The following is a 23,855-nucleotide window of genomic DNA, read 5'->3' on the forward strand; positions in this document are numbered from 1 at the left end:
GGCGGGCATGGGCCGTGCAGTATGCTTGTCGGCTTCATGGACCCCTTTCCCGCTGCCTGCAATGACTGATTTTCCGTTTGACGCCGTGCTGTTCGATTGTGATGGCGTCCTGGTCGATTCCGAGCCGATCACCGCCCGCGTCCTGACCGCGATGCTCAACGAACTGGGCTGGGCGATCACCTTCGAAGAGGCCACCCGCATCTTCACCGGCAAGGCGGTGCGCGACGAACTGCCGCTGATCCAGGCGCGCACCGGCGTGGCGCTGTCGCCCGACTGGTTCGCGCAGTTCCGCGAGCGCCGCAACGCCGCGCTGGACCGCGAGCTGCTGGAAATCCCCGGCGCGCCGGACGCGGTGCGCGCGCTGCACCGGACGCTGGACGGCCGCATTGCGGTGGCCTCGGGCGCCGACCGCCGCAAGGTCGAACTGCAACTGGCCAAGGTCGGCATCGCCGACTGTTTCGCCGAGCGCGTCTTCAGCGGCCACGAAATGCCGCGCAGCAAACCCTATCCCGATGTCTACCTGGCCGCCGCCAGCGCGCTGGGCGTGGACCCGCGCCGTTGCGCCGTGGTCGAGGACACCGTCACCGGCGCCACCGCCGGCGTGGCGGCGGGCGCCACGGTGTTCGGTTACAGCCCCGGCGACAACGGCCACAGCGGTCCCGAGGCGTTGCGCGACGTGGGCGTGGCGCATGTGTTCACCGACATGGTGCAACTGCCGGCCCTGCTGGCCGGCTGGGCCGCGACGCGCTGACGCGGGGACCGGATCAGCGGCCGGCGTACTGCTCGCCGCCGTCCAGGTCGATCACCGTGCCGCTCAGGTAGCCGGCGCGCGGCGACGCGCCGAACACCACCATGTCGGCCACCTCGGCCGCTTCCATCAGGCGGCCGAAGGGCAGGTCGTGCAGGGTTTCCTGCCAGCGCGATTCATCGCCCCAGCGGGCCTGCGCGCGTTGCTTGGCCAGCGTCAGCACGCGGTCGGTGCGGGTGCGCGACGGATTCACGCCGAACACGCGCACGCCGTGGCGCGGCCCGTCGCCGCCCAGGGCGCGCGTGAACGCGATCAGCGAGGCGTTGGCGGCCGCGCCGCAGATGTAGTCGGCGCGCGGCGCCGCGCCGGCCATGCCGATGATGTTGGCGATGACGCCGTTGCCGGCCGTGCGCATCAATGGGTAATAGTGGCGCGCCAGGTCGATGTAGCCATGCACCTTCAGGTCCCAGCCGGCGCGCCAGCGCGCGTCCTCTACCTGATCCAGCGCGCCGCCGGGCACCGCGCCGGCGTTGTTCACGAGGATGTCGATGGCGCCGGTGTGTTCGACCACGCGCGCCGCCGCGCCCGGTTGCGCCAGATCGACCGCCAGCGTGCGGGCCTGCCGGCCGGTCTGCGCGGCGATCGCGGCCGCGGCGGCTTGCAGCGCCGCGTCGTCGCGCGCCGCCAGGATCGGCTCGGCGCCTTCCCGCGCGAACGCCATGGCACAGGCCAGGCCTATCCCCTTGGACGCGCCCGTGACCAGTACGCGTTTGCCCTCCAGCTGCAGATCCATTCCAAGCTCCTCGCGATCGCGTCCGTCGTAGCGCGGACCAGGATGACGTTGTAAACCAGATGGCCGGCGCCGCGCCAGCGCCGGCCTGCTATGCTGGACGCGCACACCTGCAGGCGGGAGACGGCGATGGCGGAAATCTGGCTGGAAGTCTGGAGCACCTTGCGCAGCGAGTTCGCCGACATTCCCGATGTCGGCGAAGCCACCCGCATCGTGCTGCGGCTGGGCATGGCGGTGATCCTGGGCGGCCTGCTCGGCTACGAGCGCGAACGCATGGGCAAGGCCGCCGGGCTGCGCACCCACATGCTGGTGGCGCTGGGCGCGGCCATCTTCGTGCTGGTGCCGCTGCAGAACGGCATGGAAGTCGGCGACCTCAGCCGTGTGCTGCAGGGCGTCATCGCCGGCATCGGCTTTCTCGGCGCCGGCGCCATCATCAAGCTCAGCGACGAACGCGAGATCCGCGGCCTGACGACCTCCGCCAGCATCTGGATGACCGCCGCCATCGGCGTGGCCGCCGGCATGGGCCGCGAGGCCACGGCCGTGGCCAGCACGGCGATGGCGCTGTTCGTGCTGGCGGTGCTGCGGCGGGTCGAGGCGCGCATCGCCGGCAAGAGCGAGAAGCGGCTGATCGAGTCCGACCGTCCCTGAACCGGCCTCAGATCCAGACGTCGTTGGGCGCGCTGCGTTCGCCACCCTGATCCCCGGTATTGCGCACGCCGCGCGGCTCGATCAGCATGGCGTGCACTTCGTGTTCGGCACAGGGCTTGTGTTCGACGCCCTTGGGGATCACGGCCATCTCGCCGGGGCCCAGGTCGATGTGGCCGTCGCGCAGTTCGATGCGCAGCCGGCCTTCGAGCACGATGAACGTCTCGTCGGTATCGGCATGGGCGTGCCAGACGAATTCGCCGCGCAGCTTGACCAGCTTGAACTGGTAGTCGTTCATCTCGGCGATGACCTTGGGCGTCCAGTGTTCCTGGATCAGCGAGAGTTTGCGGGCCAGGTTGATGGCGGTGGCGGACATGCGGGGCTCCTCGGCGGAAAATGGAAAGCCCCAGCTTAGGGGCGCGCGCGCCGCCCGTCTTGTACGTTTGTGCGGCGCGCGTCAGCGCCGCAGGGTGCCGCGCCAGTGCGCCGGCGTCATGCCGAACGCCTGGGCGTGGCGCCTCGTCATGTGGCTCTGGTCGGTGAAGCCGGCCTCGGCCGCGGCGTCGGCCAGCGGCCGTCCCGCGGCGATCAGGCGCCGCGCCAGGTCGAGCCGGCGCAGCAGCGCATAGCGGTACGGGCTGGTGCCATACAGCGCACGGAAATCGCGCGACAGGCGCCAGCGGTCGATGCCGGCCGCCCGTTCCAGGTCGTCCAGCGACACCGCCATGCCGTGGGTGTCGTGGATGTACTGGCGGGCGCGTTCGCCGGCGGCGTAGTCGGGCAGGCGGGGGGCGGGCGCCTGCCCGGCCGCGGCGCATAGCGCCAGCGTCAGGTCGTAGAGCGCATCGTCTTCCCGCAGCGGATCGGCGTCGTCCTCGGCGTTGCGCAATAGCGCGGCGCAGGCGGCGCCCAGCCGCGGGTCGCTGGAGATGCCGTTGCGGATGAAGGGCAGCGGGCGGCCGCCCAGGATGCGCTGGATCAGCGCGGGCTGCACATAGGCCATGCGGTAGTGGAAGCCGGCGTCGGTGCCGGCCTGGCCGTCGTGCGCCTCGTCGGGATGCAGCACCAGCACGCCGCCCGGCAGGCTGTGCCGCAGGCCGCGGCGATAGTGGAAGCTCTGCACCCCCGCCAGGGTGCAGCCGATGGCGTAGGTGTCGTGGCGATGCAGGCCGTAGCCGCGGCCGCCGAAATACGCCTCGATGCGCTCGAACCGGTCGGCCGGCGCGCGGCGCAGGATCCAGTCGCGGGAAGCGGGGCGGGCGGACATGGCTGCCTACGGCCGGATCTGCACCAGCACGAACTCGTTGCCGTACAGGTCGATGAAGTGCGCGTACACCGTGTTGCCGTCGTCCACCGGCTCCCGGGTGAAGCGCACGCCGCGCCCGGCGAAGCGGGCGTGGTCGCGCACGACGTCGTCGGTGTAGAACACGCCCACCGGCTGGCCGCCGGTCTGGTCGCCGACGCGGTCGCGCTGGGCCTGGGTCTGGGCCTGCAGCAGCCAGACGCCCACCGACGGCTGCTCGTGCAGACGCAGGTGCACATAGCGTTGCTGCCCCACGGCCATGTCGACGAATACCTCCATGCCCAGCTTGTCCTGGTAGAAGGCGATAGCGGTGTCGTAATCGTTGACGAGCAGGACGAGACGGCCCAGCGAATGCATGTCGGGACTCTTTTGAAAGTTTTGCTTGCGGCTATGCTAACCGGTCTACGTTAATCCACTTCGCGCAGCAGCCGGAATCCGACCAGCGGATAGCGCGTTTCCACCGTATTCCAGTTGCGGTAGGCCGAGCGCACGTACAGCGCCCAGGTGTGCCAGGAGCCGCCGCGCCGCACTTTGACGTTGCCGCTGGCGGGGCCCTGCGGATCATCCTGGGGCGAATGCGCGTAGTAGTCCTCGCCATACCAGTCGGACACCCATTCCCAGGCGTTGCCGTGCATGTCATCGAGCCCGAACGCGTTCGGCGCGTAGCTGGCGACCGGCGCGGTGAAGGCATGGCCATCGCGCCGAGCGGCGGCGAACGCCTGCCATTTCGGCCACAACGGCGCGGCGTCGGCGTCGAAGGTGTTGGCCACGTCCGGCAGGGCGGCCGGATCGTCGCCGTTCTGGTAGCGGCCGCGGCCGCCGGCGCGGGCCGCGTATTCCCATTCGGCCTCGGTGGGCAGGCGGTAGACGCGGCCTTCCTCGCGGCTGAGCCAGCGCGCCATGGCGGTGGCGTCGTTCCAGCTGACGTTGACCACCGGATGCGCGTCGGTCTGGGCGAAGCCGGGGTTGCGCCACGAATAGCGGCGGTCGCGCCCCTCGAAGGCGTCGCCGCGCTCGCTGGCGTCCGGATCATAGGCGGCGTTGTAGCCATAGCCACCGGTGCCGTCCGCTTCCGATTCCGGCACATAGCCCGAGGCCTCGAGGAAGCGCCGGAACTGGCCCACGGTGACTTCCGTGCGCGCCATCAGAAAGGGGCGGGTGATGCGCACCGTATGCACCGGCGCTTCGTCGAACAGCTGCGCAAAGCGTTCCTTCGGGTATTGCGGATAGTCGCGCGCCAGCGCTTCGGGCGTCTCGTCGCTGCCCATCTGGAAGGTGCCCGCCGGCAACGGCACCAACACCATGCCCAGCGAATTCTCGATCGGTGCCGGCGGTTCGGCGGCCGCGACGGACAGGCTGGCCAGCGTAGACAGCAGGGCGAAGGCAAGGCGCATGGAATTCCTGGGAAGGGCGCGAGGGTGCCCGATAGTAGGGCCGCCGCGCGGCCGCCGCCAGTTCTGGGGAACCCGCATGGCGGGCGGTCTCAATCGTCCGGTTGTTCCCGCCAGGCGCGCGGCGAGGCGCCCAGCTTGCGGCTGAAGGCGCGCGACAGCGCCGAGGCGTTGGCGTAGCCCAGCTCGGCCGCGATCGACTTGACCGGCCGCCCTTCGCGCAGCCGCGCCTGAGCCAGCGCCAGGCGCCAGTCCGCCAGGTAGTCGGCCGGCGGCTGGCCGACCGTTTCGTGGAACGCGGCGGCGAACGCGCTGCGCGACATGCCGGCCTCGGCGGCCAGCGCGGCCAGGCTCCAGGACGCGCCGGGCGCCTGGTGCATGGCGACCAGCGCGCGCGCCAGCCGCGGGTCGGCCAGGCCGGTCATCAGCCCGGCCTGGATGCCGGCCTGTTCGGGATGGTCGATGAGCCAGCGCAACAGCTGGATCAACACCACCTCGAACAGCTTGTCGGCCAGCAGGCGCTGGCCGCAGCGCACCGATTCGGTCTCGGCGAACAGCAGCGCCAGCGCTTGCGCCAGCCCGTCGACCCGCGCCAGCGGCAGGGCGATCAACGGCGGCAGCGCGCGCACCAGCGGATTGCGCGCGCCGCCGTCGAAGTCCAGCGTGGCGCAGGTGAAGTCCGAACCGTCTTGTGGCGGGTTGTGGAAGTCGTGCCGCGCCGGCCGCGGATAGAACAGCAGCGTCGGCTCGGCCAGTTCCAGCCGCCTTGGCAGGCCGCTGCCCGGCGGATGGCGCACCTCCATGCGGCCGCGCCGCAGCACGTGCAGGAAGCCCCGGCCGGTTTCCGGCGCGAACCGGGTCAGGCCGCACATGGCGCCGCTATGGAACAGCCGGGCGCGGGCGCGGAACTGCTCCAGCAGGGAAGACAGGCGGTCGACGGGAGGCGTCATGACGGGCTTGGACGATTGGATATGTTTGATGGACGTTGAGTATCCAATGGTACTGCGGGAAGGGGAATACTGGGTGCCAGGCGCCGGCCCTCCGTGCCGGTTTCCCGCCCACTTCCCTTCATTCAAAGGAAACCATCATGTCCCGCGTTCCCCTGCTCGATACCGCCTCCGCCCCGGCCGCCAGCCAGGACCTGCTGCGCCAGATCCACGGCGCGTTCGGCGCCACGCCCAACATGTTCCGCGCGGTCGCCAATTCGCCCGCGGCGCTGGGCAGCATGTGGGCCGCGTTCGGCGCCCTGGGCGGCGGCAGCCTGTCCGCGCAGCTGGGCGAGAAGATCGCCGTGGCCGTGGCCGACAGCAACCGCTGCGAATACTGCCTGGCGGCGCATACCGCGCTGGGCCGCAAGGCCGGCGCCAGCGCCGAGGAAATGGCCGCGGCGCAGGCCGGCCGCGCCGACGATCCGCGCACCGCCGCGGCGCTGGCGTTCGCGCTCAAGCTGGTGCGCGATCGCGGCCAGGTGGGCGATGCCGATGTGGCCGCCTTGCGCCAGGCCGGTTTCGACGACGGCCAGATCGTGGAGCTGCTGGCGCACGTGGCGCTGAACCTGTTCACCAACTACGTCAACGTCGCCTTCGACGTGCCGGTGGACTTTCCCAAGGTGGCGTTGCGCGCCGCCTGAGCGGCGGTCGGGGGCGGCGCGGGCCGCCTCAGCCCGCCTTGCGGATGGTGAAGTTGATCCGCACGCTGCCCAGCGTGGGGTGGGGGCGGTCCTTCAGCGGCAGGACGCCGTGATAGCGCAGGCGGTCGACGCCGCCCCACACCACCACGTCGCCATGGAACAGCGGCACGTGCACGGCCTTGTCGCCGCGCTCGTGGCCGCCGAACAGGAACACCGCCGGCATGCCCAGCGACACCGAGACGATGGGCGCCGAGTAGTCGCGCTCGTCCTTGTCCTGGTGCAACGACAGGCGCGAACCGGGCTGGTAGCGGTTGACCAGGCAGGCATCCGGCGCGAAGCCGGGAAAGCCCGCCGCCAGCGCGGCCTCGCGCGCCAGGGTGTCGAAGGCTTCCGGCATCGCCGGCCATGGCCGCCCCGAGCGCGGATCCTCGCGGGTGTAGCGATAGCCGTGTTCGTCGCTGGTCCAGCCGAAGTCGCCGCAATTGGTCAGCGCCACCGACATGGGCAGCCCGCCGGGCGTGACCATGTGGCGAAAGGGCGCCGCCTGGCGCACCGCGTCCACGCCGGCCAGCAAGGCCCGCGCCGCCGGCAGCGCAAAGCCGCGCAGCACCACCGACTGCGCGCCGATGCGCTCGCGGCCGGTCTGCGCGGTTTCCTCGTCGTTGAACAGGTTCAGGCTGGTTCCCATGTCAGGTCGCGTCGTGGAAGATCACGCCGAGCGTATGGCGGCGGCCATCGCGCAGCGCGCTGACCCCGTGGCGCATGGCCACGCGGCGCCAGCCGCGCGCGCCGGCGACCGGGCGCTGGTTGACGGTGAAGACCAGCGCGTCGCCCTGGCGCAGCGGCAGCACTTCGGCGCGCTGCCCGGCGCTGTCGGTCTCGGTCATGACGAACTCGCCGCCGGTGAAGTCCTGGTCCGGCCGCGACAGCAGCACGGCGACCTGCAGCGGGAACACGTGTTCGCCATACAGGTCCTGGTGCAGGCAGTTGTAGTCGCCCGGCCCGTAGCGCAGGATCAGCGGCGTCGGCCGGCGCTGGCCGGCCTGGTGGCAGCGGGCCAGGAAGTCGGCATGCGCATCGGGGTAATCCACCGCGATGCCCATCAGCCGGTTCCAGCGGTTGGCGATCGGCGCCAGGCGCGGATACAGCGCGGTGCGCAGGTTGTGCAGCAGGCGCGGCAGCGGATAGGCGAAATACTTGTACTCGCCGCGGCCGAAACCGTGGCGGCTCATGACGATGCGGCTGCGGTAGCGGTGGTCGTCGTCATAGCCGGCCGCCAGCGCCTCGCATTGCGCCGGCGTCAGCAGGCCGGCGGCCACGGCGTGGCCGCGCGCGTCCAGGTCGGCGGCGATGCGGGTCCAGTCCAGGGTGTCCAGCTTGCTCATGCGGTGCGATGGGTGGGAGGGCGATAGTGTCCAGTCTAGCGCCATCGGGGCGGCGCCGAACTCCGTATGTTGCCGCCGCCTACAACAGCGACTCGATCGGCAGCAACGACACGAACCAGACCGAAAAGCGCTGCCAGACGGTGGTGCCCGGTTCGGTGTCATGGCGGAGGGTGCGGCCGTCGCGCTGTTCCAGCCAATACAGCCTGCCGTTGTCGTCCAGGCAGACGCGATAGGCATTGCGTGGGATGTCGTGCTCGAAGGCGTCGGCGATGTGGCGCGCCAGGGTGGGACTGTCGATCACGAAGCCCAGTTCGGTGTTCAGCCGCGCCGAGCGCGGATCGAAATTGAACGAGCCGACGAACACGCTGCGTCCGTCCACCGCGAAGGTCTTGGCGTGCAGGCTCGAGCCGGAGCTGCCGAACGGCCCCAGGCTCTTGTTGCGCTCCGCGCCCGTCTGGCGCTTCATCTCGAACAGCTCGACGCCGGCGGCCAGCAGGTCGTGGCGGCGCGAGGCGTAGCCCGAATGCACCACGGCCACGTCGGTGGCCTCCAGCGCGTTGGTCAGCACCCGCACCTTGACCCCGCCCTGCGCCATGCGCGCGAAGGCCTCGGTGCCGCTGGCCGTGGGCACGAAGTAGGGCGAGACCAGTTCCAGATCGGTCGTGGGCGTGCCAACGATGTCGTGCAGCTGGTGCGGCAGCATGGCCTCGGGCGGCGCGGTGCCCAGCGTCTTGCGCGGATCGTCGCTGACCATGCGCGTATCGGCCCACTCCAGCGCCAGTTCGCCGCGCAGCAGTTGCTGGATGAACGGCAACTGGCGCATCGCCTCGGCGTAGGCGGCGGCCTCGGGCGACCGCTCGACGTTGCCGGCCCTGCGTTCCAGCGCGGCCAGTTCATCCGGGCCGGCGGGCTTGAGCAGCCCGGCCACTGGATAGGCCGACTGGCTGGCCCAGTAGCGGTCGAAGTCGGCCGAGACGTCCGGCACCACGGCGCCCACCGCCAGCACGTCCAGGTCCGAGAACAGCACGCCGTTGGTCGCGCCGAAGTACTCGTCGCCGATGTTGCGGCCGCCGACGATGGTGGCCTGGTTGTCGGCGGTGAACGACTTGTTGTGCATGCGCCGGTTCAGGCGGCGAAAGTCGGTCAGGTAGCCGATCGGCTTGGGCCAGCGCACCACGAACGGGTTGTACAGGCGCACCTCGATGTTCGGATGCGCGTCCAGCGCCGCCAGCACCGTGTCCAGCCCGGCGGTGCCGTTGTCGTCCAGCAGCAGCCGCACGCGCACGCCGCGGTCGGCCGCCGCGTGCAGCGCCTCCAGCAGCATGGTGCCGGTCATGTCGTCGTGCCAGATGTAGTACTGCACGTCCAGGCTGCGCTGGGCGGCGCGCACCAGCATCATGCGCGCGGCGAAGGCGTCGTGGGCGTCGGACAGCGGGTGGATGCCCGACTTGCCCGGGTGCTGCGCCGCCAGCGGCGCGATGGCGCGGCCCAGCGCCGTATCGCGGGCCACGTCGGGCGCCAGCGCCTGCGAGGCGCCGCGCGATTCCAGGGGCGGCAGGCTGCAGCCCGTCAGGATGCCTAGGCAGAGGACGGTCATGGAAACGAATCGGGCTGTGTGCATACGCCGTATTGTGCCGAATAGTCGTCGGGCCGGGGCGCGCCGCGCGCATCGCATGGGTGATTGAATGATTTCCATATTTGAGATAAATTCCCTGATATGGAAAATTCACCCGCTCCCGATATCGACCTGGACCAACGCCTGGCCGGCCGCCTGAAGGCCTTGCGCGCCGAGCGCGGCTGGTCGCTGGACGAACTCGCGTCGCGCGCCGGCATCAGCCGCGCCACGCTGTCACGCCTGGAAAACGCCGAGGTCAGCCCCACCGCCAGCGTGCTCGGCAGGCTGTGCGGCGCCTATGGCATGACCATGTCGCGCCTGATGCGCATGGTCGAGGACGACTTCGCGCCGCGGGTGCCGGCCGCCGCGCAGGCCGTGTGGGTCGATGGCGCGACGGGCTTCCGGCGCCGCTCGGTGTCGCCGCCGTCGCAGAAGCTGGCCGGCGAAGTGCTGGCCTGCGAATTGCCGGCCGGCGCCCATATCGAATACGAACAGTCGCCGCGCGCCGGGCTGGAACACCACCTGGTGATGCTGGAAGGCGAGCTCTCCATCCGCGTCGACGGCCAGGCCCATGCGCTCGGGCCGGGCGACTGCCTGCGCTACCAGCTCTATGGCGCCAGCGCGTTCGATACCCCGCCGCACAGCGGCGCCCGCTACCTGTTGTTCATCGTCTGAGTCCGCCATGTCCATCGAAACCCCTGCATTGACCGCCGTTACCGCCGATGAGGCCCACGCCCTGCTGCCCGGCCTGGGCGACCTGCTGCATGCCTGCGTGCAGGACGGCGCCAGCGTCAGCTTCGTGCTGCCTTTCGGCCCCGAGGCGGCGCGCGCATTCTGGCTCGACAAAGTGCTGCCGCCGCTGGAAAGCGGCGGCCTGGTGCTGTGGGTGGCGATGCGCGAAGGGCGGGTGGCCGGCGCGGTGCAGCTGGACTGCGATACGCCGCCCAACCAGCCGCATCGCGCCGAGATCCGCAAGCTGCTGGTGCACCCCGATTTCCGCCGTCGCGGCATCGCCCGCGAACTGATGCAGGCGGCGGAGGCCACGGCCGTGGCCGCCGGCCGCAGCCTGATCACGCTGGATACGCGCACCGGTGACAACGCCGAGCCGCTGTATACCTCGCTGGGTTACCGCACGGTGGGGGTGATTCCGGGATTCGCCCGGGATGCGCGCGATCCGAACCGGCTGGACGGCACGACCATCATGTACAAGCCGTTGTAGCGCGGCCCGGCGGGCGCCGGGCGCGGCAGGCCGCTCAGGCGAGCGGCTTCAGGCCCACGCTGTAGGGCGGGGCGTTGCCGCGCGCGGCGGCCTTGATCTTCAGCATCGAGCCGCCCGGGGTGAATTCGAAATCCTGGAACGGCACTTCGAACCACTGGTGGAAGCTGGTGCGCGAGAACTCGGGCACCCAGACCTTGGGGCGCTTGCTGTCGCAGTGGAATTCCACCAGGGTGCAGTCGATGCCCAGCGGACGGGTGTTGCCGATGCGGTAGCTGGCGCGCAGTTCGGCGCTCTGGGTGCGGCCGGGCTGCCAGGTCAGGCCGATGGATACCATGAAGTGTTCGATCGCCTCAATGCCGCGATACATAGCTGACTCCGAATGCTGCCGGGCGCGAACGCCCGCAAGAAGCCGCCGCGATGGCGGCGGGAAATACCGCGATTATCCGCCATTCCCCGTTTTCCTGCCGGGCGCCGCGCCTGCGCGTCAGTCCGCGGCGGGCCCGTCCGCGTGGAATTTCAGCAGCGCCGCGGCCACCGCCTGCGGCGCTTCGCGCTGCGGAAAGTGGCCGACGCCGTCCAGCACCCGCCGTTCATAGCCGCCGGTGAAATACGCTTCGCGGCCTTCGGACGTGGCGGGCAGGTTGCAGCTGTCCGAGCCGCCGTGCAGCACCAGGGTCGGCAGCGCCAGCCGCGGCGCGGGCGTGAGCCGCGCGCTGTCGTCGGCGTAGGCCGGGTCGCCGGCCTCGAAGCCCCAGCGCTGGCGGTACGAATGCAGCACGACGGCGGGCCAGTCGGGGTTGTCGAAGGCGCGCGCGGCCTCGGCGAATGCCTCGGGCAAGTACCAGCCGGGCGGCGACCAGGTGTCCCACAGATAGCGGGTGAAGCCGCGGGCGTCCTCGCGCAGGGCCGCCGCGCCTCGGGGCGTGGCCATGAACCAGTGGTACCAGTAGTTGCGCGCCTGCGGCAGCGGCAGGGCCTGCGCGGGATCGTTGGTGCCGTAGCCGACCGACAGCAGCGCCAGGTGCGAGGCCACGCCGGGTTGCAGGCCGCAGGCGTTGGCGGCGGCGCGCGCGCCCCAGTCGTGGCCTACCAGCAGCGGCCGGCGCAGGCCGAGCGCGGCGATGAAGTCCAGCAGATCGCGGCCCAGCGCCGCCAGCTCGCCGCTGCGCGGCGTCGCCGCGTCCAGGAAGCGGGTCGGGCCGAAGCCGCGCAGCGCCGGGCACAGCACGCGGTAGCCTTCGTCCGCCAGGCGCTGCGCCACCGGGCGCCAGCATTCGGGGCTGTCGGGCCAGCCGTGCAGCAGCACGGCGGCGCGCTCGCCGCCGGGGTTCCATTCGAGATAGGCGATCTCCAGCCGGGGCGTGCGGAGGGTGGCGTAGACGGTCATGGTCGTGTGTCCTTGCGGTATCGGGAAAGGCCACGATAGCGGCGCCAGCAATCACGATTGGTGAATAATGTGAAGTTATTATCAATGAATCACGTATTGAGGAATCGCCCATGGACACCCCCGCGGCGCCGGCCGGCGCGGTGCTGGACCTGACCCTGCTGCGCACCTTCCTGGAGGTCGTGGACCATGGCGGCTTCGCGCTGGCGGCCGATGCGCTGGCGCTGACGCCGTCGGCGGTCAGCGGCCACATCAAGCGCCTGGAGTCGGCGGCCGGCGCCGTGCTGCTGGAGCGCACCACCCGCAGCTTCGAGCTGACCGCGGCGGGCGAGACGCTCTACGCCTACGCGCGCAATATCGTCGACCTGGAACGCGAGGCCCGCGCCCGCCTGCGCGGCGCCGGCCTGAAGGGACGGTTGCGCATCGGCTCCTCGGAAGACTTCGCCGGCGCCTGGCTGGCCGAGGTGCTGCAGGCGTTCCATCGCGCGCATCCCGGCGCGTCGATCGAATTGAAGGTGGGCGTCACGGCCGACCTGCTGCGCCAGCAGGAACGCGGCAAGCTCGACGTGGTGTTCGGCAAGCGCTGCGCGCGCGTGCACGATGACGGCGAACTACTGTGGGAAGAGGAACTGGTGTGGGCCTGGGGCGAGGACAAGCCGTGGAAGCCGGGCGAGCGCATGCCGCTGGCGGTGTTCCCGGATCCCTGCGTCTACCGCGAGGCCGCGATCGCGGCGCTGGGCAAGGCGCGGCGCGCCTGGCTGCCGGCGTTCGAAAGCGCCAGCATGGCGGGCTGCCTGGCCGCGGCGCAGGCCGGCTTCGCGGTGGCGCCGGTGGCGCGCAGCCAGTTGCGTCAGGGCCTGCGCGCGCTGTCGCGCGAGGACGGCATGCCGGCGCTGCCGAACGCGCGTTTCTATGCCTTCGCACGCTCGGCCGAACCGGCGGTGCGGGCCCTGGTCGCGGCCGTGCGCGAGACCGGACAGCGGCGCCGGTTCGCGCGCTGAGCGGCGGGCTTGGGTTATTTCAATCGCCTTGATTGAGTAAACCAAATGGACGCGTGGCGCCGCGTCCCGCACGATGGTGCCCATGTCTTATATAAGACCGACGCAGCCGCCGCCGGTCCGGGCATTTGAATCGAAGGAATCATCATGGCAAATTTCCTGCTTGCATTGGTCACCGCTGAACTTTCCCTCTTCGGCGTCGACGCCGCCGCCGCGCCCGTGGTCGCCGCCCCGGCCGAGGCGCCGTCCGCCGACACCTCGCCGCGCTTCGACAGCGAGCACTACCGCAGCGCGCTGGGCTGAGGCGCAAGGCTGTAGAAATAGGCAGGTTTCACGCAAGAACGAGCCTGTACGCTGCACCACGCGATTCTTAATATCCCTCTCACGCCCGGGGTCGATGGTTTCCGCGTGAATCCATGGACGACGGCGGGTCGCCGGCGTGTTGCCGGCGGCTGCAAGCAGAGGGAGATCGCATGAGCACCGAAAAAATCTGGTTTGTCACAGGCGCCGCGGGCGGCCTGGGTCTGGCGCTGGTCAGGATGCTGCTCGATCAGGGGTGCCACGTCGCGGCCACGGCGGACGATGTGGATGTGTTGATGGAGGCCGTGGGCGCCAAGCTCGAAGGCCGCTTCCTGCCGCTGGAAGTGGATCTGGCCGATGAAGGCAACGTGCGCCGCGCGGTCGACACCGCCATTGCCGCGTTCGGCCGCATCGACGTGGTGGTCAACCACGCGGGCCACGGCCTGTCCGGGCCGCTCGAGACGCTGTCCGACGATGCGTTGCGCGGCAGCTTCGATATCAACGTCTTCGGCGTGCTGAACGTGGTGCGCGCGGTGATGCCGCGCCTGCGCGCCCAGCGCGCGGGGCATGTGTTCAATATTTCGTCGATCCTCGGTTTCGATGGCGGCCGCGCCGGCTGGGGCGCCTACAGCGCCGCCAAGTTCGCGGTCAGCGGCCTGACCGAGGCGCTGGCGCTGGAAGCCGCGCCGCACGGCGTGCGCGTGTCGCTGGTGTATCCCGGCGCGATGCGGGCGGGGGTCGACGAGGCCGGCGGCCATCCCGAGGCGGGGCAGGCGGTGGTGGCGGGGCATCCCGCCGCCGGCGATCCGGCCAAGGCGGCGCGCGCGCTGATCCAGGCGGCCGACGGGCAGTATGCGCCGCTGCACCTGTTCCTCGGCCGCGACGCCTTCGACCAGGCGCGCGGCAAGATCCAGTCGGTGCAGCAGGAGCTGGCGCGCTGGCGCGAGATGTCGGTGTCGATCGGCTTCGTCGACGAGCGCCGCATGGCGGCCTGAGGGGCGGCGCCTACCCGGCCAGGCCCTGCGCCACCTGGTAGGCGCCCAGCAGCGCCAGGCTCACCATGAAGCATTGCTTGAAGGCGCGCGGCGACAGCCGGTCGCGCAACCATTGCCCCAGCGCCATGCCGGCCAGCGCCGGCAGCAGCATCAGCACCGAGGCGCCGGCGGCGTCGGGGGTGTAGCTGCCGTTCAGCCACAGGCCCGCCGCCAGCGCTACCGTCGACACCGTGAACGAGATGCCCATGGCCTGGATCAGGCCGTCCTTGTCCAGGCGCAGCGCCTGCAGATAGGGCACGGCGGGTATCACGAAGACGCCGGTGGCCGCGGTGACGACGCCGGTGGCCAATCCCACCACCGCGCCCAGCGCGCCCTCGCGCTGCGCGGGCACGGTGGGAGGCTTGCCGAACAGCCCCCAGGCCGCATACAGCACCAGCGCCACCCCCAGGCACACGCTGGCCCAGTGGCCGGCCGGCGCGCCCAGCCACAGCGCGCCGGCGATCGTACCGACGCACACACCCGCCTGCAGGGAGCCAGTACGGCGCAGCACCTGCATCAGGGTCGGCCAGGGCCGCGCCTGCCACAGGTTGGTGATGAGCGATGGCACGATCAGCAGCGCGGCGGCCTGGGCCGGCGCCATCACCAGGGCCAGCATGGCCATGGAGATGGTCGGCAGGCCCAGGCCCACCACGCCCTTGACCACGCCGGCCAGGATGAAGACGGCGACGGTGGTCGCGAGCAGCGCCGGCGTGCCGATGACGGACAGGTCATGCAGGTTCATGCGGCCTCGCAATGCGCGGTGAGCGGGTCGCGCGGCCGGCCGAACAGCGCATAGGCGACGTCGTCGGCGCCGCCCTGGCTGGCGGCGCGCAGCAGCCATAGGCGGCCTTCGCACAGATCGGCGGGCTGGCCGGTGCCATACAGCGCCGGACCGCCGAGCAGGGCGATGCCGAGCATGCGCTGGGCCGGCGCATGCCCTTCGCGCGCCGCCGCCCGCAGCCATGTCAGCATGGCGGGATAGTCGCCCTGCGTCTGGGCTTCCAGCGCCAGGGCGTATTTCTGCACCGGCGTGGCATAGGCCGACAGGCCGTTGTTGGCTTCGGCGCGGCCTGAGGAATGCAGCGCCAGGGCGATCAGCAAGGCGGCCGGCCAGGCCACGGCCATGCGCCGCGTGATGGATTGGTTCATGGATATTCCCCGTCATGGAAGGTCTATGGCCAGATTCTGCGCGCGACGCGTCGCAAAGCCATATCGGGATCTCGCTGAGTCTGCCTATGGAACAGCCTGAGCCTGGCGTGCTACGCTTTTCGCATGCGCTTCGACCTGACCGATCTGCGGCTTTTCCTCAACGTGCAGGAAACCGGCTCCATCACGGCGGGCGCCCGTCGTTCGCACATGACGCTGGCGTCCGCCAGCGAACGCATCCGCGGCATGGAAGAAACGCTGGGCGTGCCGCTGCTGCTGCGCGAGCACCGCGGCGTGCAGGCCACGCCGGCCGGCCGCACGCTGGCGCATCACGCGCGGCTGGTGCTGGCGCAGATGGACCGCATGCGCGGCGAGCTGGACCACTACGGCCAGGGGCTAAAGGGCCATGTGCGGGTGCTGTGCAACACCACCGCGCTCAGCGAGTACCTGCCGCAGGTGCTGGGCGAATTCCTCAAGGACCATCCGCGCGTCTCGGTCGACCTGGAAGAGCGCCTCAGCTACGAAATCGCCGATGCCTTGCGCGCCGGCACCTGCGATATCGGCGTGCTGGCCGATTCCACCGACCTGCACGGGCTGCAGGTGCTGCGCTTTCGCCATGATCCGCTGGCGCTGGTGCTGCCGCCGGGCCATCGGCTGGCGGGGCGCGAGACGGCGCTGCTGGCCGACGTGGCGGACGAGGAGTTCGTGGGGCTGGTGGAAGGCAGCGCATTGCAGGAGCACATCGCGCACCATGCGCGCCGCGGCGGCAAGGCGCTGTCGTACCGCGTGCGGCTGCGCAGCTTCGACGCCGTCTGCCGCATGGTGGGGCAGGGCGTGGGCATCGCCATCATGCCGAAGGTGGCGGCGGTGCGCTACGGCCGCGCGGCCGGTGTGCGGCGGGTCGCGCTGGTCGACGACTGGGCCGTGCGCGACCTGGTGCTGTGCGTGCGCGGCGAGCTGCCGGCCTATGCGCAGCAGCTGGTGGCCTACGCGCTGCGCGATGCGCCCAAGACCTAGCGGCCAGTGTGTGGCGCGTGCAGCCCCCCGCGCGCCCTCAGCGTTGCGCCAGCCCGGGCTTGCGCAGGTGCCCCCGCTCGAACCATGAGCCCGACGCCACGGCGGTCAGGATAATCAGGCCATACAGGCACATGGCGGCCGCGGCGATCAGGAAGAACAGCGTCAGCGATCCGGTCAGGTGCAGCGCCACGCCGCCGATGCCCGCGCCCACCGCCAGGCGCAGGAAGCCGGCCCACAGCGGCCATTTCAGGCGGCCCGCGCCCTGCGAGGCGAAGTACATCGAGAACCCGAGCGCGAAGAAGCCGTACACCGGCCCGACGATGCGCAGATAGGCGCTGCCGGCTTCCAGCATGTGGTCCTCGGCGCCGAACAGGCGCAGCCACGCTTCGGGAAACAGCGCCGCCGCCAGGCCGAGCGCCTCGGCCAGCGCGAACGCCATCGCGCCGCCCGTGAGCGCCACGCGCAGGGCGCGTTCCGGCTGGCCCGCGCCGATGTTGGAGCCGACCATCGCCACCATCGGCGCGCCCAGGCCGAACGCCAGCGGCATCATCAGGTATTCCAGCCGCACCGCGATGCCGTAGCCGGCCACCGCGGCGGTGCCGGCATAGGCGCCCACCAGCGCCGCCGTCAGCGCCACCAGGCCGTTGGTGAGCAGCGGGTTGAGCGTGGCCAGCGCGCCGACGCTGAGGATGTTGCGCATCAGGCTCAGGTGCAGGCGGCAGCGGGTCAGGCGCGCGGCGTTGCGGCCGCTCAGGCAATAGCCGCCCAGCACCAGCGTGCCGACGGCGTAGTAGGTGACCAGCGCCCAGCCGCCGCCGGCCACGCCCAGCGCCGGGAACGGGCCCCAGCCGAAGATCAGGCAAGGCGACAGCGGCACCAGCAGCAGCGCGCCGCCGCAGATCACCGCGCCGGGCACCAGCATGTTGCCGGTGCCGCGGATGACGCTGGCGAACGCGTTCATCAGCCACATCAGCACGATGCCGCCGAAGATGACGTTGGAATAGGCCAGCGCCGCCTCCAGCGCGGCACCCTCGGCGCCGAGCGCGCGGTACAGCAGCGGCCCGAAGGCCAGCAGCAGCACGCAGAACAGCAGGCCCAGCGCGGCGTTCAGCACCACCGCGTGCAGCACCAGCTGGTCGGCCTCCTGCTGCCGTCCGGCGCCCAGCGTGCGCGCCACCGCGGCGGAGATGCCGCCGCCCATGGCGCCCTGCGACATGTTCTGCATCAACATCAGCACCGGCACCACCAGCGCCACGCCCGCCAGCACCGGCGTGCCCAGCCGCGCCAGGAACCAGGTCTCGATCAGGCCGGTGGCGGACTGCGCCAGCATCATCAGGATATTGGGCCACGCCAGCCGGGCCAGCGTGGGGGCGATCGGCGCGTGCAGCATGGCCTGCAGGCGGGCATTGGCGGGGCGGGGCGCGGAAGAGGCGGACATGGCGGACGGCCGGAGGGGGAGTCCGCAAAATTTACGTGCATATGCCAATATCTGTCAAGATTGCGCTAGACTCGAACCCGGCGCGGCAGTAGCGTTATGGGCTTGCCAGCGGCCCCTTTCCTGGCCGTGCCGGCGCGCGCCGCCCTGGCGTACCTTTTTCCCCTTGCCGTCCGAAGCCATCATGCCCGACGCCGATTCCTCCGCCATTCCCCAGGACCCGCTGATCTGCAACGGCGCCGCGCTGCGCAAGGCGACCCGGCGCGTCTCGCAGCTGTACGACACGGTGCTCGCGCCCTGCGGCCTGAAAGTGTCGCAGCACTCGATCCTGGTGCACATCGCCCGCGCCGGCTCGCCGTCCATGACCGACCTGGCGCGCGCCATGGTGCTGGACCGTTCCGCGCTGGCGCACAACCTCAAGCCGCTCGAGCGCGATGGCTACGTCCACATGGCCCGCGACGAGCGCGACGGCCGCAGCCGCCGCGTGGCGCTGACCGACGCCGGCCGCGACAAGCTGGCCGAATCCAGGCGCCTGTGGAAGGACGCGCAGCGCCGCTTCGAGGCCGCATACGGCGCCGAGCGGGCCGCGGCGTTGCGGACCTCGCTGGCGGACATCTTCTCCGACGAGTTCGCGCTGGCGTTCAGCCGCGGCTAGCGCGCGCGGGCCAACACCAGCACCGCGCCTAGCACGCAGGCCATGCCGGTCAACTGGCTGGCCGACAGCGCCTCGCCCAGCAGCAGCGCGGCCAGCAGCACGGCCGAGACCGGCGCGATCGCGGTGAACAGCGCGGCGTCCGAACCGCTGACGCGCTCCGAGCCGGCGTACCACAGCACGAAGCCGCCCACGGTCGGGACCACGGCGTAGTACGCCACCGCGAGCAGCGCGTCCAGCGGCACCGGCCGCGTCCACGGCGCTTCGGCCAGGGCGGCGGGCAGGCACACCGCCAGGCCGATGGCGACCATCAGCGTCGACAGCGCCAGCGGCGGCACCGGCGCCCGCAGCCGCTTGTGCAGCAGGATGAACAAGCCCTCGCACAGCACCGCGCCCAGCACCAGCGCGTTGCCCAGCAGCGTGCCGCCATCCTGAGCCACGCCGCTTCGCGTCATCAGCCAGACGCCCGCCGCCGCCACCACGATGGCCAGCAGCGTGGCCTTGCCGGGCCGCTCGCCCAGCAGGGCGATGGCGATGCCGGCCGACACCAGCGGCAGCGTGCCCAGGATCACGCCGCCGTCCACCGCCGACGTGCGCTGCAGGCCGGCGATCAGCAGCGTGGTGTAGCCGACGCTGCCGGCGATGGCCTGCGCCGCCAGCAGCAGCCAGTCGCGCCAGGCCAGGCGCGGCAGGCGCGCGCCGGTCAGCTTCCACAGCAGGGCGAAGCAGGGCAGCGCCAGCGCGAAGCGCAACGCGGTGGCGCTGAACGGCGGCAGGCCGGCGGCGATGATCTTGCTGGCGACGACGGTGCTGCCGACCAGCGCCATCGCGGCGGCCAGGCAGCAATAGCCTTGCAGGGTACGGTTCATGAGGATGCGGCCATGATGGAGAAGGCCGCAGCGTAGGCGCGGACGGGGGCCGCGGTCTTGAACGAAATTGCGCGGCGCCGATTCAGCCGGCGGCGGCCAGCGCGTAGCGCCCGGGCGAGACGCCGTAGGCGCGCGTGAACAGCCGGGTCATGTGGCTCTGGTCGGCAAAGCCGGCGCTGGCCGCCGCGTCGGCCAGCGCCATGCCCTGGCGCAGCAGGCGGCGCGCCAGCAGCAGCCGGCGCTGCACCTGGTAGGCGTGGGGCGTCATGCCGGTGGCGCGGCTGAAACCGCGCAGCACCTGGAAGCGGCTCAGGCCGCAGGCCTGGGCCAGGTCGGCCAGCGACAGCGCGGCGGCCGGGGCGTCGTCGATCAGGCCGAGGGCATGGCGGATGGCGGCGGGGGCGCCGCTCGCCGGCACGCTCCGCGCCAGGCCGCCGGCGCGCGCCAGCACCCGCGCCAGCAGCACGTCGCGCGCCAGCGCGTCGCCGCCCGTCACGGCCAGCGCGTACAGCGCCAGCAGGTCCGCCGCCAGCGCCGGGGCGTCCATCGCCGGATGTTCGAATTCAAAACCGCGGGCGGCCGGCAGCGCGTCGGCCGCGCCCGCCACCACCGCAGGATCCAGGTACAGCATCTGCCAGGCACGTTCGCCGCCGATCGGCGCGCCGTCATGCACCTCGCCGGGATTGACCGTGATGACGTGGCCCGGGCCGGCCTCGACCTGGCCGCGGCCGCTGTGCGACACCTGCGCCCCGTGGCGGATCACGCCGATGCCGTACTGGTCGTGCGTATGCCGCGCGAAGGCCCGCCCGCTGCGCGCGGCCACGGCCTGCACGCCGGCAAGGGCGCTGCGCGACATGACGAACTGGCTGGCGGGCATGGCAGGGCTCCGGGTTGGCGGCGGGATCAGGTCCGCCCGCCGCGGCTGAAGACCTCGCGCAGCGCCGCCGCGAACAGGGCGTCGACGTTGCGGCGCAGGCCGTCGGCGCGGGTGAACAGCGAGATCGGCGGCAAGGTCCAGTCGAAAGAATACGGCACGATCGCCGCGCCGGCGATGCGCACCAGCTCGTCGGCGATGTCGGCCGGCAGGATGGACACGGCGCGGTCGCTGGCGACGATCATTTCGCCGATCAGCTTGGACGAATCGCTCTGCACCGAGGGCGTGGGCGGCGCCAGGCCGGCGCGCAGGAAGATGTCGGCCACCTGTTCGCGGATCGGGCTGTCCGGCGTGCCCAGGATCCAGTCCAGGTCGGCCAGCATGTTCCATTCCAGCCGGGCGCGGCCCAGCCGCGCCGCCAGCCGGCGGCTGGCGATCAGGCGCGGCGGCTGGTGGTACAGCACCTCGAAGTCGATCTGGCCCAGGTCCACCGACGGCGTGGCCCAGCCCACCACCACGTCCAGCGTGTGGTCGCGCAGCTGGCGCAGCAGCGCGGGGCCCTGGCCCTCGTGGATGGTGGCGGTGATGCCGCGCCCCTGCGGCATGGTGCGGGCGATGGCGGCCGACAGCATCTGCCCCGAAACGAACGGAATCACCCCGATGTGCAGGTGGGCGGCCTGGCCGGCGGCCACGGCCTCCATTTCCTGCACCAGGTGGCCCAGGTCGTGCACCAGCGCCCGGGCCCGCGCCAGCACCACCGCGCCCAGGGGGGTGGGGGTCATGCCGCGCACCGAGCGTTCGAACAGCGGCACGTCGAACATGCTTTCCAGTTCGGCCAGCGCGTTGGTCACGGCGGGCTGGCTGGTGGCCATGTGTTCGGCCACCCGCGTCAGCGAGCCGTGCTGCTCGATCTGCAGTAGCAGCATCAGGTGCCGCATCTTCAGCCGCGAGGTCAGTTTCCGGAGCACCTCATCCGGGGAAAACGGTGTCATAGACAAGGCATAAGATAAAAGTGATGTGACAATATTAAATCTGAATGAACACCTTATGCCTGCGGCCCTAGAATTTTCCCTATTCAAGACTAGGAGGCGCCGCCCCATGAATTCGCAAGCAGACCGCCAGGCCGCTCTGGACTACCACGAGTTTCCCACCCCGGGAAAGATCTCCGTCGTGGCGTCCAAGCCGCTCACCAACCAGCGTGACCTGGCCCTGGCGTATTCGCCCGGCGTGGCGGCGGCCTGCGAAGAAATCGTGACGGACCCGGCCAATGTGTTCCGCTACACCGGCCGCGGCAACCTGGTCGGCGTGATCTCCAACGGCACCGCGGTGCTGGGCCTGGGCAACATCGGCGCGCTGGCCTCCAAGCCGGTGATGGAAGGCAAGGCGGTGCTGTTCAAGAAATTCGCCGGCCTGGACGTGTTCGACATCGAGATCAACGAAACCGATCCGGACAAGCTGGTCGAGATCATCGCCGGCCTGGAGCCGACCTTCGGCGGCATCAACCTCGAAGACATCAAGGCGCCCGAGTGCTTCACGGTCGAGCGCAAGCTGCGCGAGCGCATGAAGATCCCCGTCTTCCATGACGACCAGCACGGCACCGCCATCACCGTTTCCGCCGCGTTCATCAACGGCCTGAAGGTCGTGGGCAAGCAGATCGACAAGGTCAAGGTCGTGACCTCCGGCGCCGGCGCGGCCGCGCTGGCCTGCCTGGATCTGATGGTGGACCTGGGCCTGCCGCTGGAAAACATCTGGGTCACCGACATCGAGGGCGTGGTCTATGAAGGCCGCACCGTGCTGATGGACCCGGACAAGGCGCGCTTCATGCAGAAGACCGACGCCCGCAAGCTGGCCGAGGTGATCGAGGGCGCGGATGTGTTCCTGGGCCTGTCGGCTGGCGGCGTGCTCAAGCCCGAGATGGTGGCCAAGATGGGGCCGCGCCCGCTGATCCTGGCGCTGGCCAACCCCACCCCGGAAATCCTGCCGGAAGTGGCGCACGGCGTGCGCGACGACGTCGTCATGGCGACCGGCCGTTCGGACTACCCGAACCAGGTCAACAACGTGCTGTGCTTCCCGTACATCTTCCGCGGCGCGCTGGATGTGGGCGCCACCACCATCACGCGTGAAATGGAAAAGGCGGCGGTGTATGCCATCGCCGAACTGGCCGAGGAAGAACAGAACGAAGTGGTGGCCGCCGCCTACGGCACCTACGACATCTCGTTCGGCCCCGAGTACCTGATTCCCAAGCCCTTCGATCCGCGCCTGATCGTGCGCATCGCGCCGGCGGTGGCCAAGGCCGCCATGGAAGGCGGCGTGGCCACGCGCCCGCTGGCCGACCTGGAAGCCTACGAAGAGCAGCTGCAGCAGTTCGTGTACCACTCCGGCGCCTTCATGAAGCCGCTGTTCTCCGCGGCCAAGCGCATCGTGCGCAACGGCGGCAAGTCGCGCATCGTCTTCACCGAGGGCGAAGACGAGCGCGTGCTGCGCGCGGTGCAGGTCATCGTCGACGAAGGCGTGGCGCGCCCGATCCTGGTCGGCCGTCCCGCCGTGCTGCTGTCGCGCATCGAGAAGTTCGGCCTGCGCCTGCGCCTGGGCGAGGATGTCGAGGTCACCAACCCGGAATACGACGAGCGCTTCCACCAGTACTGGACCACGTACTGGGAACTGATGTGCCGCCGCGGCATCACCAAGGAAATGGCGCGCGTCGAAATGCGCCGCCGCCTGACCTTGATCGGCGCGATGATGGTGCACCTGGGCGACGCCGACGGCATGGTCTGCGGCACGGTCGGCGCATACCACGACCACCTGCGCTTCGTCGACGAAGTGATCGGCCGCCGCCCCGGCGCCAACGTCTACGCCGCCATGAACATCCTGCTGCTCAACGAGCGCACGGTGGTGCTGGTGGACACGCACGTCAACGACGAGCCGAGCGCCGAGCAGATCGCCGAGTTCACCATCGCTGCCGCCCGCGAAGTGGGCCGCATGTTCCTGGCGCCGAAGGTGGCGCTGCTGTCGCGCTCGAACTTCGGCTCGGGCAGCTCGGCCTCGGGCGCCAAGATGCGCCGCGCGCTGGAACTGGTGCGCGAAGCCGCGCCGGAACTGGAGATCGACGGCGAGATGCACGGCGACTGCGCGCTGGACGAAGCCCTGCGCCTGCGCATCCTGCCGTCCTCGACGCTCAAGGGCGAGGCCAACCTGCTGGTGTGCCCGAATGTGGACGCCGGCAACATCGCCTACAACCTGCTCAAGACGGCGGCCGGCGGCAACGTGGCGGTCGGCCCGATCCTGCTGGGCGCCAACGCGCCGGTGCACATCCTGACCTCCAGCTCGACCGTGCGCCGCATCATCAACATGACGGCCCTGACGGTGCTGGACGCCAACCGCGTCGAAGCCTGATCGCCGCGCGGTCGCGCGCGACCGCAA

Annotated in this window: 28 protein-coding genes; 11 read left to right on the forward strand and 17 right to left on the reverse strand. The window is 70.8% G+C overall.

The annotated features are described in order from the left end of the window. Positions 1 to 61 precede the first annotated feature (61 nt). A complete protein-coding gene (locus I6I07_RS12960; protein ID WP_198486955.1) occupies positions 62 to 751 on the forward strand; it encodes an HAD family hydrolase in 690 nt (229 codons plus the stop codon). A gap of 13 nt (positions 752 to 764) precedes the next feature. Here the strand turns inward: I6I07_RS12960 and I6I07_RS12965 are convergent, their stop codons facing one another. Next, positions 765 to 1,541: a short-chain dehydrogenase/reductase gene (locus tag I6I07_RS12965; RefSeq protein ID WP_198486956.1), complete on the reverse strand. Its 777-nt coding sequence runs from the start codon at positions 1,539 to 1,541 to the stop codon at positions 765 to 767. A gap of 126 nt (positions 1,542 to 1,667) precedes the next feature. Here I6I07_RS12965 and I6I07_RS12970 point away from each other — a divergent pair, with 126 nt between their 5' ends. Further along, positions 1,668 to 2,186 (forward strand): MgtC/SapB family protein, encoded by a 519-nt coding sequence (locus I6I07_RS12970; RefSeq protein ID WP_198486957.1) that lies wholly within the window; start codon positions 1,668 to 1,670, stop codon positions 2,184 to 2,186. A 7-nt stretch (positions 2,187 to 2,193) separates the two neighbouring features. Here I6I07_RS12970 and I6I07_RS12975 read toward each other — a convergent pair whose 3' ends face one another. From I6I07_RS12975 to I6I07_RS12995, 5 genes are all read right to left on the reverse strand, one after another. Next, a complete protein-coding gene (locus I6I07_RS12975; protein ID WP_198486958.1) occupies positions 2,194 to 2,559 on the reverse strand; it encodes a cupin domain-containing protein in 366 nt (121 codons plus the stop codon). Positions 2,560 to 2,640: 81 nt separating this feature from the next. Next, positions 2,641 to 3,450, reverse strand: a complete 810-nt coding sequence (locus I6I07_RS12980; protein ID WP_198486959.1) for an AraC family transcriptional regulator — start codon at positions 3,448 to 3,450, stop codon at positions 2,641 to 2,643. Between the two features lie 6 nt (positions 3,451 to 3,456). After that, a complete protein-coding gene (locus I6I07_RS12985; RefSeq protein ID WP_198486960.1) occupies positions 3,457 to 3,843 on the reverse strand; it encodes a VOC family protein in 387 nt (128 codons plus the stop codon). A 50-nt stretch (positions 3,844 to 3,893) separates the two neighbouring features. Next, positions 3,894 to 4,880 (reverse strand): formylglycine-generating enzyme family protein, encoded by a 987-nt coding sequence (locus tag I6I07_RS12990; RefSeq protein WP_198486961.1) that lies wholly within the window; start codon positions 4,878 to 4,880, stop codon positions 3,894 to 3,896. A gap of 89 nt (positions 4,881 to 4,969) precedes the next feature. Next, complete coding sequence (locus tag I6I07_RS12995; RefSeq protein WP_198486962.1) at positions 4,970 to 5,827, reverse strand: AraC family transcriptional regulator; 858 nt, start codon at positions 5,825 to 5,827, stop codon at positions 4,970 to 4,972. Between the two features lie 137 nt (positions 5,828 to 5,964). Here I6I07_RS12995 and I6I07_RS13000 point away from each other — a divergent pair, with 137 nt between their 5' ends. Continuing rightward, complete coding sequence (locus I6I07_RS13000; RefSeq protein WP_198486963.1) at positions 5,965 to 6,507, forward strand: carboxymuconolactone decarboxylase family protein; 543 nt, start codon at positions 5,965 to 5,967, stop codon at positions 6,505 to 6,507. Between the two features lie 28 nt (positions 6,508 to 6,535). On the opposite strand, the gene alkB is transcribed toward I6I07_RS13000, so the two are convergent. From alkB to I6I07_RS13015, 3 genes are all read right to left on the reverse strand, one after another. Beyond that, the gene (gene alkB / locus I6I07_RS13005; RefSeq protein ID WP_198486964.1) at positions 6,536 to 7,195 is read right to left on the reverse strand and encodes a DNA oxidative demethylase AlkB; all 660 of its coding nucleotides are present in this window, start codon (positions 7,193 to 7,195) and stop codon (positions 6,536 to 6,538) included. Position 7,196: 1 nt separating this feature from the next. Continuing rightward, on the reverse strand, positions 7,197 to 7,892 hold the full coding sequence (locus I6I07_RS13010; protein ID WP_198486965.1) for a 2OG-Fe(II) oxygenase: 696 nt from the start codon (positions 7,890 to 7,892) through the stop codon (positions 7,197 to 7,199). Between the two features lie 79 nt (positions 7,893 to 7,971). Beyond that, complete coding sequence (locus tag I6I07_RS13015) at positions 7,972 to 9,489, reverse strand: phospholipase D family protein (protein ID WP_420094577.1); 1,518 nt, start codon at positions 9,487 to 9,489, stop codon at positions 7,972 to 7,974. A 120-nt stretch (positions 9,490 to 9,609) separates the two neighbouring features. Here I6I07_RS13015 and I6I07_RS13020 point away from each other — a divergent pair, with 120 nt between their 5' ends. Then, positions 9,610 to 10,182 (forward strand): helix-turn-helix domain-containing protein, encoded by a 573-nt coding sequence (locus I6I07_RS13020; protein WP_198486966.1) that lies wholly within the window; start codon positions 9,610 to 9,612, stop codon positions 10,180 to 10,182. Between the two features lie 7 nt (positions 10,183 to 10,189). After that, positions 10,190 to 10,726 carry a GNAT family N-acetyltransferase gene (locus tag I6I07_RS13025; protein ID WP_054490383.1) on the forward strand — a complete coding sequence of 179 codons (537 nt, stop codon included), beginning with the start codon at positions 10,190 to 10,192 and terminating at the stop codon, positions 10,724 to 10,726. Positions 10,727 to 10,760: 34 nt separating this feature from the next. On the opposite strand, the gene I6I07_RS13030 is transcribed toward I6I07_RS13025, so the two are convergent. Then, the gene (locus I6I07_RS13030; protein WP_006391034.1) at positions 10,761 to 11,093 is read right to left on the reverse strand and encodes a hypothetical protein; all 333 of its coding nucleotides are present in this window, start codon (positions 11,091 to 11,093) and stop codon (positions 10,761 to 10,763) included. A 117-nt stretch (positions 11,094 to 11,210) separates the two neighbouring features. Next, the gene (locus tag I6I07_RS13035; RefSeq protein ID WP_198486967.1) at positions 11,211 to 12,113 is read right to left on the reverse strand and encodes an alpha/beta fold hydrolase; all 903 of its coding nucleotides are present in this window, start codon (positions 12,111 to 12,113) and stop codon (positions 11,211 to 11,213) included. Between the two features lie 110 nt (positions 12,114 to 12,223). Here I6I07_RS13035 and I6I07_RS13040 point away from each other — a divergent pair, with 110 nt between their 5' ends. From I6I07_RS13040 to I6I07_RS13050, 3 genes are all read left to right on the forward strand, one after another. After that, a complete protein-coding gene (locus tag I6I07_RS13040; RefSeq protein ID WP_198486968.1) occupies positions 12,224 to 13,111 on the forward strand; it encodes a LysR family transcriptional regulator in 888 nt (295 codons plus the stop codon). Between the two features lie 144 nt (positions 13,112 to 13,255). Continuing rightward, positions 13,256 to 13,411: a hypothetical protein gene (locus I6I07_RS13045; protein ID WP_198486969.1), complete on the forward strand. Its 156-nt coding sequence runs from the start codon at positions 13,256 to 13,258 to the stop codon at positions 13,409 to 13,411. Between the two features lie 170 nt (positions 13,412 to 13,581). Further along, positions 13,582 to 14,403 carry an SDR family NAD(P)-dependent oxidoreductase gene (locus tag I6I07_RS13050; protein WP_198486970.1) on the forward strand — a complete coding sequence of 274 codons (822 nt, stop codon included), beginning with the start codon at positions 13,582 to 13,584 and terminating at the stop codon, positions 14,401 to 14,403. Positions 14,404 to 14,413: 10 nt separating this feature from the next. Here the strand turns inward: I6I07_RS13050 and I6I07_RS13055 are convergent, their stop codons facing one another. Both I6I07_RS13055 and I6I07_RS13060 read right to left on the reverse strand, forming a co-directional pair. Next, positions 14,414 to 15,184 carry a sulfite exporter TauE/SafE family protein gene (locus tag I6I07_RS13055; RefSeq protein WP_198486971.1) on the reverse strand — a complete coding sequence of 257 codons (771 nt, stop codon included), beginning with the start codon at positions 15,182 to 15,184 and terminating at the stop codon, positions 14,414 to 14,416. After that, entirely contained in the window at positions 15,181 to 15,591 is a 411-nt protein-coding gene (locus I6I07_RS13060) for a sel1 repeat family protein (RefSeq protein ID WP_198486972.1), read from the reverse strand. The genes I6I07_RS13055 and I6I07_RS13060 overlap by 4 nt, the downstream gene beginning before the upstream one ends. A 123-nt stretch (positions 15,592 to 15,714) precedes the next feature. Here I6I07_RS13060 and I6I07_RS13065 point away from each other — a divergent pair, with 123 nt between their 5' ends. After that, positions 15,715 to 16,605: a LysR substrate-binding domain-containing protein gene (locus I6I07_RS13065; RefSeq protein WP_198486973.1), complete on the forward strand. Its 891-nt coding sequence runs from the start codon at positions 15,715 to 15,717 to the stop codon at positions 16,603 to 16,605. A gap of 37 nt (positions 16,606 to 16,642) precedes the next feature. Here I6I07_RS13065 and I6I07_RS13070 read toward each other — a convergent pair whose 3' ends face one another. Continuing rightward, complete coding sequence (locus I6I07_RS13070; protein WP_198486974.1) at positions 16,643 to 18,043, reverse strand: MATE family efflux transporter; 1,401 nt, start codon at positions 18,041 to 18,043, stop codon at positions 16,643 to 16,645. A gap of 181 nt (positions 18,044 to 18,224) precedes the next feature. Between I6I07_RS13070 and I6I07_RS13075 the strand changes: the two genes are divergently transcribed. Then, positions 18,225 to 18,695, forward strand: coding sequence for a MarR family winged helix-turn-helix transcriptional regulator (locus I6I07_RS13075; protein WP_198486975.1), 471 nt, complete (start codon positions 18,225 to 18,227; stop codon positions 18,693 to 18,695). Here the strand turns inward: I6I07_RS13075 and I6I07_RS13080 are convergent. The 3 genes from I6I07_RS13080 to I6I07_RS13090 all read right to left on the reverse strand — a co-directional run bounded on the left by I6I07_RS13080 (position 18,692) and on the right by I6I07_RS13090 (position 21,427). Further along, a complete protein-coding gene (locus I6I07_RS13080) occupies positions 18,692 to 19,561 on the reverse strand; it encodes a DMT family transporter (protein ID WP_198486976.1) in 870 nt (289 codons plus the stop codon). The two genes, I6I07_RS13075 and I6I07_RS13080, sit on opposite strands and share 4 nt — an antisense overlap. 82 nt (positions 19,562 to 19,643) lie before the next feature. Continuing rightward, complete coding sequence (locus I6I07_RS13085; protein ID WP_198486977.1) at positions 19,644 to 20,438, reverse strand: AraC family transcriptional regulator; 795 nt, start codon at positions 20,436 to 20,438, stop codon at positions 19,644 to 19,646. Between the two features lie 26 nt (positions 20,439 to 20,464). After that, positions 20,465 to 21,427, reverse strand: a complete 963-nt coding sequence (locus tag I6I07_RS13090; RefSeq protein ID WP_054428653.1) for a LysR substrate-binding domain-containing protein — start codon at positions 21,425 to 21,427, stop codon at positions 20,465 to 20,467. A gap of 106 nt (positions 21,428 to 21,533) precedes the next feature. Between I6I07_RS13090 and I6I07_RS13095 the strand changes: the two genes are divergently transcribed. Beyond that, entirely contained in the window at positions 21,534 to 23,828 is a 2,295-nt protein-coding gene (locus tag I6I07_RS13095) for an NADP-dependent malic enzyme (RefSeq protein ID WP_180187812.1), read from the forward strand. Positions 23,829 to 23,855 lie beyond the last annotated feature (27 nt).

The sequence above is a fragment of the Achromobacter deleyi genome, from assembly GCF_016127315.1.
In the GTDB taxonomy this organism is placed as follows: Bacteria; Pseudomonadota; Gammaproteobacteria; order Burkholderiales; family Burkholderiaceae_B; genus Achromobacter; species Achromobacter insuavis_A.